The organism is Shinella lacus, from assembly GCF_010994755.1.
GTDB classification, from domain to species: domain Bacteria; phylum Pseudomonadota; class Alphaproteobacteria; order Rhizobiales; family Rhizobiaceae; genus Shinella; species Shinella lacus.
In genome coordinates this window covers 161,263-172,269 of the sequence record NZ_WHSB02000012.1, presented here as the reverse complement: position 1 = coordinate 172,269, position 11,007 = coordinate 161,263, and the positions used below count along the sequence as shown (strand labels likewise).

The window sequence follows — 11,007 nt, the reverse complement described above, 5'->3', positions numbered from 1 at the left end:
CGCCCGTTTCCCACGAGGCTCCGGAAAACCCTACGGCGCAATTGGGGAGCGCGGGTTTCCTCCGCCTGCTCCGCTCACCGGCAAGGCCGGTTCGCTGCGGCCGCGGCCGCGCCGTCCTCACGGCGCTGCGGCTGGAAAACGGGCTGCACCGCCAGAAGACTGGCAGTCCGAGGAGCGCAGGATCTCGATCCACGGAAGTCCGGCCTCATGCAAAGGGGCGCGTCCGTATCAAGGATCAAACGAGTTCCAGGTGAAGCCTTCGACCGAAGGCATTGGCGGAGCGGGCAAGCACGGCAAGCGTTACCCCCTGATAGTCGGGGTCAAGAAGCCGGTCGAGCTGCGATCGACTGGTGTGCAGCCGCTTCGCCATCTCGCCTTGCCAATGTTCTGCTCTTTCATCGCCTGTTCAAGCTGATACGCGAGCACCCTTTTGATGGCGTGTTCGGTCGTTTCCTCGTAGGTGCCTTGCTCTTTCAGAAAATCCTCGAAGGAGTCGCCGAGAGAACCGCGTTCGATTTCCGTGTTCATTTCACGCCGCTCATCCGTTGTTCCTCCAGCTTTAATGCGGGCAGAGGTGGAGCCTTGTCGGCAACTTCTTCCAAGGATCGATCCTTGCCGTACATGTACCAAACTTGGTACGTCTACACAAAGGGTCTCAAGAGAGACGCATATCGCTTGGGTAGGTGGCACCGGCCGGAGGCGGTCGATGGCCCTCGATCCGATCAAACGTGTCTAGGAATGATCATGCACCCGGCTTTTTGAAACCAGGTTGAAGAGCTGCGCGATTACGTCGGTCGTGTAAACCTGCTCCCCGTCGCGTTCATAGCTGGAATTCGAGATCCGGGATTCGACATAGACAAGGTCGCCTTGCCCGACGTTGCCTTCGATCCACTCGGCCTGCTTCTTGTCGAGGATCGTCACCTGGACCCAGTCGGTCGCGTTTTTCCGATCCCCATCTGCCATCCATTCGCGATTGGTCGCGATATTCACTTTCAGCACATTTTTGAGCGGTATCATATTGCCGACATGGCCAAGAAGGGTGTGACGGTTGACAGTTCGCATGGATTTAAACCTTCCTTAACTGCTCGAAACCGTTTATTTGTGCAACTCGAACCAATGCCGCTCGGTTTGGCCAGAGGTGTCATTCTTGATGTCGAAATAGTAAGGCTCTGACCTGAGCGGTCGGGACATGGAGACCGTTTGTATGCAGCTTCGCTGCCGATCAGAGTTATAGAGACCGTGCGTATTGCCCTGGCAAACGTTGACTGTCTTGACGCACAAGTCGCCGTTCCTGGCGAAGCCATTGCGGTCCCTGCTGCTTCCGACCTGATAGCCCTCCGGGCATTCCGCATATCTCTCGTAGCCCGGCGCTCCCGTGCCTCCTTCGGGGCAGGTCGGCCAATCGAACCCCGGTTTCTTCATCGCGGAGATCAGCCGGTTCATCGGCGGATGGCAGGCGGGCACACCCCGCCAGGATGGATTGGACGACGACGCGCACAGCAGGACTTCGCAACCCCACTCGCTTGCGAAAGCCGGGGAGGGAAACACGGCGACCGTCAGAAGCATTCCGACGATGATGTTGACAGGTGTGGCTTTGGCAGACATCGGCAACCTTCTCATCCAACATACTAATTCGTAAATTATAGTTTATCCGACGATGGCGAGCAAGCGTAAGAAGCCTGACACTGATCTTGGCACGATGATCCTGCGAAACATGGCGATGGTCATGGAGCGCGAGCGGGAGAAGCGCGAGCTGACGAAAAAAGAGATGGCCCGCGTCTGTGAGATCACCAGTCCCTTTTATTTCGCTATTCTCAACGCGACAGCGAACCCTTCCCTGCAGGTCATCACCCGGATCAGCACGAATTTGAAGGTTCCGCTGCAAGAGCTGCTGATGGGTGTCAAATCCAGCGACGGTTGACATAGATCGTCCGCACGGCTTCGCCGCCGTGATGATGCAGTTGCGCGTTTTGTAAACTATATTTAATTACCGCCCCTAGGTGTTTCATGCCGAACACGGCATTCGGACAAAAGGGGATCAACATCTTGAAGTACCCGGTGATATCAGCGCTGCTCCTGGTGGCGTCCACGGCGTCGGCTGCAGACAATCCAATGTGGCGCAGCGGCTTCACCTGGTCCTGCGCGTTTTCGACGGTCATTCGATGCGAGCGGGCGACCGATTGCGCATCGAGCGGGGAGGCGGGCAAGATCGCGGTGGCTTATCGCGAGAACCAGTGGATCGATCCGCAGGGAAAGACCCATCCGATCAAGCGCCACTATGTGCAGACCGTCGCCGGCAGTCCGATCGGCAGTGAGGTGAAGATCGAACTCGATACGAACGAGGTGATCTGGCTTTCACCCGCCGATGCGGCCGGAACATTTTCCGACAACTGGATCGGCGCGATGCTTTCGCCGAAAGCCGGCGTGATCGTGCAGGAGCTTCGGCCGCTGATCTGCAAGCCGATAAAATAGGTCTCAGCCATTGTGGCGTTCAGCTCTTCTGCCATGGCTGGGCCTCATGCGACCTGACGCCCGTGGTTGAACCTTAACGCCCAGGCGCCGATGGTGTGGCTGTTGTCGGCGCGCGTTGCTCTCAGCCGGGAGAAGCCCGGCACGAGTGTCGGCTTCGCGTCGAAGGTCACCGGGATCGAATAGATGTCCGCCGCGTAACGGTTCTGGAACCTGGCCTCGGCCTTTTCGACAAAGGTCGGTCCGATATCCCTGAAAATCGACAGCAGGATGAGGACGATCCCCGTGCCTGCAACGACCAGTGACGTACCAAACGGGGTTATCGTGGAATCAAAGGCGGTCGCGAACGGATAAATCGTCGAAGGCAGAAGCAAGACCAGGGCGATGAGCGTTTTTTCCCACCAGAACCTCGGTGCGCGCGGGAGTTCTTTTTTCGCCTCATCCATATCGGATCTCCTTCAAAGTCTTTTGTCGACGAAAACATAGACGAAGGGAGGTAGCGGATCAATTCTCGCTGGTGCCTAAACGCTCAAATTGATACGTTATAACAGATCGCATAAGTTTCATTATGGAACTAAAATATTGATTATGTTGGAAAACAGGCCCGACGACGTTAGTAGGTGATTACCTTGAAAGTGCTGAATCCACCTTCGTCCGTCGCCTGAACATAGTTATAACCGGCTTTCGTCTTGATGGAGACTCTCGCGAGCTCGCGGCGCCTTATCGCCTCCCACACCTGTAGGTACACCTCTTCGCCCTCGTCACCACAGGGCTGAAGCAGCATGAGGTGACGCGCCGCCTCGTATAGAAGGGCCTGCTTCTTCACCTCGCTCTCGGCGCGAAGGTAGTAGACCCACGAAAGGCATGCGCGGTGAAGGTGATTGAAGCTCGGCTCGTCCGGCTCGGGCAAGGGCTCAGGAACAAACTGCTTCATCAACACCATCGAGATAAGCGGACGCGGTCAAGGCGAGCGCCACACGCCTCGCCCTTCGCGTTAAGAAAAGCTACCATGGAAGCTGCTCGTCGATCCAGCCGTGACCGTCATTCACTTCATGTCGAACCGCTCGTTCCGTCGCGTATTCCCGGTCGACTGGAAAACCAGGAGCACCTCAACTCCGGAATCGTATTCACCGCCGCCCTGGAGAGGACGCTTCCATGAACGCTGAATCTATGAATCTCTATCGTGGCGCTCAAGTTTCTGAGGGGGGTCGACCACCAAGTGCGAAGTGCTGGCGTTTCAGGGCGCCCGCGCTTACGAATTGCGCGATGACCGGCCAGCCAATCGAGCCAGCGGCGGCAGACAATCCGGATCGTGTTAGGTCGGTGCCACCTTCGATTCATCCGGTTTTCAGTAACGGTGATCAGTCCCATCTGCGCCGCGTTGCGGATCGCGTAGCGTGCGGTCGTGCATCCGACGCCGGCGCGAGCAGCGATTTCCGGAAGCGACATGCCTGAAAACCCATGGTCGATGACGGCGCGAGCGATAACAGCGAGAACCGCCAGCTTGCTGACGGTGAACATCCTGGCGATGCATGTCGGAATGATGCAGTCCTTGGCGAGCGCGCGGCGGCGCAGCCAGCCAGCCGCTCGTTTGCCCTCGGGAATGTTTAGCCGCCGGCAATTCGGTCGAATCGCGGACGGGGCGACGGGACCGATCGGCCCCCTGCCCGGCCAGGGCTCCGTTCGAACCGTTCTGCGTTGATGCTCGATGACCGGCGCGAGATACTCCATCTCGTTGTCGCCCAATAGCCCTTCTCCATTCAAGATCCAGGCGGATTTCGCGCACTCGTCGATCTGCTGAAGGGTGCGCGCTGCAAGCAGGCGCGCCAATAGGTTCGGCCCATAGGCCGTCGGGGATGCGGCAAGCATGATCTCTCCTTATTGTCGGCGGCGGAGAGAAACCCTGGGCACAAGACACACGTATTCGTGGCAAGAATTGACTTGCAACGGCCTCTTCGATGTGCGAGAAAATCGGTGGCTATAAGACTTTCCGCACATCATCGTGTGTCTCTGAACCCGTCTCTCCGAGGCGGGTTTTATTTTGTCTACGGCATAGGGCCTCCTTGGCTCGTTCGCTGACATAGCGAGTCGCAAAGCTAATTATATTTTACGGACGAAACAAACATAAACCTACGCATGCCGTGAAAACGCCGCTTTTGACTCGTGTAGCGGTTGCGCGCGACATTGGGCTTGGCGGGGATTCGCCCGGCCCGCTATCACCTCATCGACTGCACTTGCGCCGACATGCTTGCGCAACGGACAGAGCGAACCATCACCCTCCTGGACGCCGGCGGCGCAGGGACGGTGACAGGAAAGGATGACCGTAAATGGCCATTGAGAATGCCGCTGAGCTTGTGAAACTCCTCGCCGACGAATTTAACCGCCGCGGAACCAAGCCTGACGAATTCGCCGAGCTGACTGGCATCTCCGAAGAGCGCCTCGAACTTCTCCGGAAAGGAGCGTGGAACAAGCTGACGCTTAGGGAAATCGCGATCATCAGCGAGACCCTTCACGTCGATCTCTGGAGGCAGTGACTATTCCTGCCTCAGCAACACGGAAGCGGGATGAACGAAGGTTCCATCCCACAGGCCGTTTCGGCCTTCCTTCGCAGCAGATTCAGCAACGGCATAGGCCGACGATACCGGCGCTCCGGAGGGGAATACGGCGGCAAACGCAGCGCCCGAGGATATGAGTGCGGTCCCGACGTCGACGGTCGTCCCATCGATCTCGGCCGCGCAGACGACGAAGGTGGCGCCGTCCTTGGCGTCGCCGACCGGCTGGCAGCCGATGGAACCGGTCGAGAACAGCGCCGCAATGGACGCGATCGAACGCATCCCGCAATCGACATCTTCTCCCTTGGGCGAGCGATAGGTCGTTCCACGGAGGCATGCCTGAACGCCGAACAGCCTGAACGTCCGGCTTTGATAGGTCCAGGTATCGCCCGTCTCAAAGGTGACGCCGGCCGGAAACGAGATGGTCTGCTCCTGCGCGACGGTAGATGAGGCGACCAGCACGGCTATGACAATCGAAAGCTCAATCCGCATTCTGGAATCCCATCGATCGAGAAAGAGACTGCGACGCCTCGAGGTCAGGGCGGCGGGAGCGGCCGTCCAGTGTCCGCCCGATCGCGGCGAGGCCGAGGAAGACCATGCTGTCATCGTCGTTCACGGTCTTGAAGGGCTCGCCATTGCCTCCGACGAGGACGAAACATGACGCCGGTGTGGTCTGCCCATCGGCAGGCGCCAGCAGCAAGGTCTTGCAGAGGATGACGCTGGCCCGCCTGTTGTAGACCGCCTCGGTATAGTCACGCGCCGCCTCAGTGCAGCTCCATGTCTGCACCCGGTTATAGACGACGGTTTCGCTTGGGCAGGCGGTCAGGCCGCGCAAGGCGATCTTCCTGCCCGCGATCGTTCGATGAACCGGACCGTCGATCTCGACCTGTCCTTCCAGCTTCTCGACCGACCGCGCCGCAAGTTTCCCTTCGGCGTCGTAACGCTCCAGCACGAATGCCTTCGCGCCCTGCGCCGCGAACTGGCGGAGGTATTCGGGAGACGGTTCCGCATAGGGATTCTCGCCTTCTGCGACGGCGAAAGACACACCTCCGATCAGCAGCAAGCCAGCCAAACCGAGAACTTTGAGTTGTTTGTGCATAGCAGCCATAGCCATTTCTGAATTGACAGGTGAATCCCACACGAATTAACTATAGTTTACTCATTGATGTGGCAACCCGGACAAGCGCATTGAAAACAGCCCTGCTTATGCTCCTCATTTCGACGTCGGCGATGACCGCGCAAGCGTGCGAACCGGTTGATAGCGACGGCGTTCTGGAACTGGTGCGGACCATCGCCAATGAGGAAGAGCTGGACCCCGATCTGGCGCTCGCCGTGGTTGATGTCGAGAGTGCCGGGGGCAGGCACCAGGTTTCCGACGCCGGCGCCGTCGGCATCATGCAGCTGATGCCGGAAACCGCCTCTGACTATGGCGTGAAGGACCGATGCGACCCGGAGTCGAACATCCGCGCCGGCGTCCGCTATCTCAAGAAGCTCTACGGCGAGTTCGATGACCCCTTGCTGATGCTGGCCGCCTACAACGCCGGTCCGGAGCGGGTCTATCAGATGGGCGGCATTCCCGAGTTCAACGAAACCACCCTCTACATTGCCAAGGTCATGAACCGCTGGACGCTGAACGCCAAGGCGTCGGCGGCCGAGGAAAAGCGCAGCGGAAGCAGCCTCTCCCGGAAGGAGACGATCGCTCTCGCGCCCTCCCCCTGGCGCGACCAACACGTCTGGACCGCCGATTAGCGCCGGTCCCCTCAACTTCATCCTCCCAAGATCAGAAGGACATTCAAATGAGCATTTCCACGATGAAGCCGCGCCTGCGCGGCAAGGGCCTCCTGTCGCTGGCGGTCCTTGCGACCTCCATCGCGCTCACCCCGGAATTCGCCTATGCGCAATCGGCAGCACCGGTCGAAGGCATCCTCGAATGGTTCGTCGGCGTGCTGCAGGGCAATGTTGCGCGCTCGCTCGCGATCATCGCCGTCTGCTTCCTCGGGTTCCTGTTCCTGACCGGGCGCATGGCTTGGCAGGGTGCGATTTCCATCGTCATCGGCATCGCCATCATCTTCGGCGCCGCCGAGCTGGTCGACGCGATGAAGGCGGCGGGGGGCGTCTGACATGCGTGACGACGCTCCCGATGTCGAAACGCTCATCCAGCCGTTGACCCGGCCGCCGATGTACTTTGGCGTCGACATCATCGTCTTCGTCGTGAACGGGATTTTCGGGATCGTCGTCTTCATCGCGTCGTCGAATTTTCTGGCGCCGCTGGTCGTCCTGCCCGTCCATTTCATCGCGCTGTACCTCTGCCAGCGGGACATCCACATCGTCCGCGTGGCGCAGGTTTTCCTGTCGATGCGCCGGGCGATCCGTAACCGACGCTTCTGGAAAGCGGGGAGCTACGCCCCATGAACATCGTCAATCACGATCTGAAGTTCGGCCGCGAGCGCGCCCGTGATCTCGGGATCGGCACCCACGTTCCCTATCTCCGCCATGTCGACGAAGAAACAATCGTCACCAAGTCCGGCCTGCTGTTGCAAGTCATCCGGCTCTCCGGCCTGCCCTACCAGACGATGGATCAGGCGGAAATCAATGCCCGCCTCGCCAACCGCAACATGACGGTCCGCTCGCTCGGATCGTCACGTTTCGCGCTCTACGCCACCATCATCCGGCGACAGATCAAGCCGGCAATCGACGGCGGTTTCGACAACCCCTTCGCCGACGAGCTGAATGCCCGTTACATGGACGGGCTGCAGCACCGGACGATGTTCGTCAACGAGCTTTACGTGACCGTGATCCGCCGGCCGATGACCGGGCGCGCCGGCAAGGTCGACCGCATGTTCGACATCTTCCGCATGGCCGACAACGAGGTCGAAGCGCGAGGTGAAGCGCTACGCGACCTGAAGGACATGGTGTCCGGCATTGTCGGCGATTTCCGCTCCTACCGCCCGGAAGTCCTTTCCTGCGTCACCCGTGACGGTGGCCTCTATTCCGAACCGGCCGAGTTCTTCGCCAAGATCCTCGCCGCGGGCGACGAGCGGACGATGCCCCTCCCCCGCATGTCACTGGCCGATTACGTCGGGACCGGCCGGATCATGTTCGGCAGGAAGGCGACGGAGATCTGGTCGGCGGACGGCGCCACCTCAAAGGTCGCCGCCATGGTGTCGATCAAGGAATACCCGCCGATGACGACGCCCGGCCAGCTCGACGGGCTGCTGCGCCTGCCCTACGAGTTCATCGTCACCCATTCCTTCGCACCGGAAGATCGCACGACGGTCACCGAGGCGATCGCCACGATCAGCCGGCAGATTTCGAATTCCGACGATGGCGGCACGGCCGTCGAGGACGATATCGAAACAGCGCGCGACCGGCTGGCCTCGGGCGAAGTGGTGTTCGGCAAACATCACATGACGGTGGCGGTGCTCGAACGTGACCTGTCGAGGCTGAACCGCGCCGTCGCCGACGTCACCGCCGAGCTGGCGCGCATGGGCGTCGTGGCCGTGCGTGAAGACCTCAATCAGGAAGCAGCCTGGTGGGCGCAATTGCCGACCAACTTCTCCTACATCGCCCGGCAAGGGCTGATCTCGTCGGTGAACTTCGCCGGATTGTTCTCCGCGCACAATTTCCCGTCCGGCCAGACGCACAGGGTCCATTGGGGGCTGCCGATCTCGCTCTTGGAGACCACCAGCCAGACCGCCTATTTCTTCAACTTCCATGAGGCGGATGTCGGCAACTTCACCGTCATCGGCCCGACCGGCTCGGGCAAGACGGTGGCGCTTTCCTTCCTTCTCGCCCAGGGCATGCGCGTTAACCCGCGGCCGCGCTGCGTCTTCATCGACAAGGATCGCGGTGGCGAGATCTTCGTGCGCGCCATGGGCGGGCGTTATGAGCGACTTTCGCCGGGCGAGCCGACCGGCTTTGCGCCGCTGCAGCTCGAAGACACGCCCGCCAACCGCAGCTTTGGCAAGACGCTGGTCTCTTATCTCGTCACACCGTCGGACCGGGTGCTGAATGCCGAGGAGATGGCGGTCATCTCCGATGCGGTCGACAGCATCTACACCGATTTCGAACGACCACAGCGGCGCCTCGACATGCTGGCGGAAGCGCTTCGCGGCAGGATGCGGTCCGGCATTGGCGATCTCGCCGACCGGCTGAAGGAATGGACGACGGGCGACAAGGGCTGGCTGTTCAATAATCCGACCGACAAGCTGGATTTTGCCGGCTCGGTCATCGGCTTCGACATGACGGAGATCCTGTCCGACAAGCGCACGCGATCGGCGGCACTGCTATATATGTTCCATCGCATCCAGGAGATCCTCGACGGTCGCCCCTCGATGATCTTCCTCGACGAGGGCTGGCGCCTGCTCGATGACGAGGTCTTCTCCGGCTACATCAAGGACTGGCTCAAAACCATCCGCAAGATGAACGGCATCGTCGGCTTCGGCACGCAGTCGGCAGCCGACGTGGTGCGCTCCGACCTGCGCAACACGATCATCGAACAGACGATGACCAACATCTTCTTCCCGAACGCATCCGCGGACGAGGAGAGCTATCGCAAGGCGTTCAGCCTCTCGGAGAAGGAATTCCGCTTTGTGAAACAGGCGGACAAGACGAGCCGCACCTTCCTCATCAAGCACGCCCAGGACTCGGTGATCGCGCGGCTCGATCTTTCGGCGATGCCCGACCTGGTGAAGGTGTTGTCCGGGCGGCCGGAGACGGTGCGCGAGTGCCAGACGCTCCGCGAGACCTATGGCGAAGAGCCAGCCGCCTGGCTCCCGCATTTTTGTGGCTGGACGATCCCGGAGGCAACCGATGCGTAGAACGATCCTGTTCCTGCTTTCTGCCGCGCTCGTCATCGCCCCGGCGCCAGCGGCATTCGCCGACATTCCGGTCATCGACGACGATGTGAAGGAAAAGTGGGCGGAGGATGAAGGCCATTCCAAGCAGGACACCGAAACGCAATCCGACCAGCTCGAAGAGCAGACGGTGACGAACTGCAACATCTCCCAGAAGGAGAAGAACCGCCGCCTCTACCGCTCGCCGGCCCAGGCCGTGAAAGAGGACGCCAAGAACGTCGAGCTGATCAAGCACTATGCGGAAAAGTACAATGTGCCGGTCGGCCTCGCCTTGTCGGTGGCGCATGCAGAATCCGGCATCTCGACCTGCTCGGGCTCGCCGACCGGCGTGAAGGGCGTGATGCAGCTGACCAAGCGGACCGGCAAGGGCATGGGCTTCGACCGCGACATCAACGAGGAGAACATCGAGGGCGGCGTCAAATACCTCGGCATGGGCGTCAACAAGTGCGGCAGCACCGATTATGCCTGCCTTGCCTCCTGGTACAACGGCTCGACGGCGGCGGAGCAGAAGAATTGGGCCGGCAAGGTCGGCCGGAACCATGGTTGGTTTAATTCATTCGCCGGCGGCTCGAACATCGAGGACATCTCCTCGCCGTCCTATAAATCCTATGTCGATTACGGTTCCGGAGCGACCCGCAGTTCCAACAGCGCGGCGGCGGGCGCGGTCGACCGTGCCGTTTCGGGGATCGACGCAAGCACCGCACGCGTCCAGGAGGCGGGCCGCCGCATCGATGCGCTGTCGGCCTCGGTCGGCGCGTCGGAGATCTACCAGGATGCCTGGGACGACAACACGCAGGCCCGCGCGGTCAACGCCGAACTGCTGAACAACCTGATCACGGCCCGCAACCTGTTCAACGAACTACTTCAGGCGCGCATGCAGATGAACCTGTCGAAAACGTCCGAGACGGCCAGGACCCTCAAATCCGACACCAAGGTCAATCCCTACAGCTGTGATCCGGTCATTCTCGAAGAGATGAAGGTGCCGCGTGAGGACTGGCCGCGCTGCGCCACGGTCGCGGCCGCCGATGCCGAAACCTCGGTCCTGTCGTCCGAAGGCTCGGATGGCGCGATCGGCAACAATCTTCTTTCCATCCAGAACGCCGCCAACGCGGCCGAATAAGGGGGTTCCC

Annotated in this window: 17 protein-coding genes; 8 read left to right on the top strand and 9 right to left on the bottom strand. The window is 60.4% G+C overall.

The window, feature by feature from the left end; translation table 11 throughout:
• Positions 1-300: 300 nt before the first annotated feature.
• From GB927_RS25775 to GB927_RS25765, 3 genes are all read right to left on the bottom strand, one after another.
• A complete protein-coding gene (locus tag GB927_RS25775) occupies positions 301-528 on the bottom strand; it encodes a hypothetical protein (RefSeq protein WP_256120083.1) in 228 nt (75 codons plus the stop codon).
• Positions 529-732: 204 nt separating this feature from the next.
• On the bottom strand, positions 733-1,062 hold the full coding sequence (locus tag GB927_RS25770) for a single-stranded DNA-binding protein (RefSeq protein ID WP_256120082.1): 330 nt from the start codon (positions 1,060-1,062) through the stop codon (positions 733-735).
• Positions 1,063-1,095: 33 nt separating this feature from the next.
• Positions 1,096-1,605, bottom strand: a complete 510-nt coding sequence (locus GB927_RS25765; RefSeq protein WP_256120081.1) for a hypothetical protein — start codon at positions 1,603-1,605, stop codon at positions 1,096-1,098.
• Positions 1,606-1,657: 52 nt separating this feature from the next.
• Between GB927_RS25765 and GB927_RS25760 the strand changes: the two genes are divergently transcribed.
• Positions 1,658-1,921, top strand: a complete 264-nt coding sequence (locus tag GB927_RS25760) for a helix-turn-helix domain-containing protein (protein ID WP_256120080.1) — start codon at positions 1,658-1,660, stop codon at positions 1,919-1,921.
• Here the strand turns inward: GB927_RS25760 and GB927_RS25755 are convergent.
• A complete protein-coding gene (locus tag GB927_RS25755) occupies positions 1,902-2,159 on the bottom strand; it encodes a hypothetical protein (protein ID WP_256120079.1) in 258 nt (85 codons plus the stop codon). The two genes, GB927_RS25760 and GB927_RS25755, sit on opposite strands and share 20 nt — an antisense overlap.
• A gap of 55 nt (positions 2,160-2,214) precedes the next feature.
• Here GB927_RS25755 and GB927_RS25750 point away from each other — a divergent pair, with 55 nt between their 5' ends.
• On the top strand, positions 2,215-2,472 hold the full coding sequence (locus GB927_RS25750; RefSeq protein ID WP_256120078.1) for a hypothetical protein: 258 nt from the start codon (positions 2,215-2,217) through the stop codon (positions 2,470-2,472).
• 44 nt (positions 2,473-2,516) lie between these two features.
• On the opposite strand, the gene GB927_RS25745 is transcribed toward GB927_RS25750, so the two are convergent.
• From GB927_RS25745 to GB927_RS25735, 3 genes are all read right to left on the bottom strand, one after another.
• Positions 2,517-2,915, bottom strand: coding sequence for a hypothetical protein (locus GB927_RS25745; protein ID WP_256120077.1), 399 nt, complete (start codon positions 2,913-2,915; stop codon positions 2,517-2,519).
• 167 nt (positions 2,916-3,082) lie between these two features.
• A complete protein-coding gene (locus GB927_RS25740) occupies positions 3,083-3,403 on the bottom strand; it encodes a hypothetical protein (RefSeq protein WP_256120076.1) in 321 nt (106 codons plus the stop codon).
• Between the two features lie 116 nt (positions 3,404-3,519).
• The gene (locus GB927_RS25735; RefSeq protein ID WP_256120075.1) at positions 3,520-4,338 is read right to left on the bottom strand and encodes a hypothetical protein; all 819 of its coding nucleotides are present in this window, start codon (positions 4,336-4,338) and stop codon (positions 3,520-3,522) included.
• A gap of 458 nt (positions 4,339-4,796) precedes the next feature.
• Between GB927_RS25735 and GB927_RS25730 the strand changes: the two genes are divergently transcribed.
• The gene (locus GB927_RS25730) at positions 4,797-5,003 is read left to right on the top strand and encodes a helix-turn-helix domain-containing protein (RefSeq protein WP_256120074.1); all 207 of its coding nucleotides are present in this window, start codon (positions 4,797-4,799) and stop codon (positions 5,001-5,003) included.
• Here GB927_RS25730 and GB927_RS25725 read toward each other — a convergent pair whose 3' ends face one another.
• Positions 5,004-5,513 (bottom strand): thermonuclease family protein, encoded by a 510-nt coding sequence (locus GB927_RS25725; RefSeq protein ID WP_256120073.1) that lies wholly within the window; start codon positions 5,511-5,513, stop codon positions 5,004-5,006. It lies immediately after the preceding gene.
• Entirely contained in the window at positions 5,503-6,129 is a 627-nt protein-coding gene (locus GB927_RS25720; protein ID WP_256120072.1) for a hypothetical protein, read from the bottom strand. Before GB927_RS25720 ends, GB927_RS25725 begins: the two co-directional genes overlap by 11 nt.
• Positions 6,130-6,209: 80 nt before the next feature.
• On the opposite strand from GB927_RS25720, the gene GB927_RS25715 reads away from it, so the two are divergent.
• The 5 genes from GB927_RS25715 to GB927_RS25695 are packed head-to-tail and all read left to right on the top strand — an operon-like array spanning position 6,210 to position 10,997.
• Positions 6,210-6,770, top strand: a complete 561-nt coding sequence (locus tag GB927_RS25715) for a lytic transglycosylase domain-containing protein (protein ID WP_256120071.1) — start codon at positions 6,210-6,212, stop codon at positions 6,768-6,770.
• Between the two features lie 47 nt (positions 6,771-6,817).
• Positions 6,818-7,141, top strand: a complete 324-nt coding sequence (locus tag GB927_RS25710) for a TrbC/VirB2 family type IV secretion system protein (RefSeq protein ID WP_256120070.1) — start codon at positions 6,818-6,820, stop codon at positions 7,139-7,141.
• A 1-nt stretch (position 7,142) separates the two neighbouring features.
• Complete coding sequence (locus GB927_RS25705) at positions 7,143-7,433, top strand: VirB3 family type IV secretion system protein (RefSeq protein ID WP_256120069.1); 291 nt, start codon at positions 7,143-7,145, stop codon at positions 7,431-7,433.
• The gene (locus tag GB927_RS25700; RefSeq protein ID WP_256120068.1) at positions 7,430-9,841 is read left to right on the top strand and encodes a VirB4 family type IV secretion/conjugal transfer ATPase; all 2,412 of its coding nucleotides are present in this window, start codon (positions 7,430-7,432) and stop codon (positions 9,839-9,841) included. Before GB927_RS25705 ends, GB927_RS25700 begins: the two co-directional genes overlap by 4 nt.
• A complete protein-coding gene (locus GB927_RS25695) occupies positions 9,834-10,997 on the top strand; it encodes a transglycosylase SLT domain-containing protein (protein WP_256120066.1) in 1,164 nt (387 codons plus the stop codon). Before GB927_RS25700 ends, GB927_RS25695 begins: the two co-directional genes overlap by 8 nt.
• Positions 10,998-11,007: the final 10 nt, after the last annotated feature.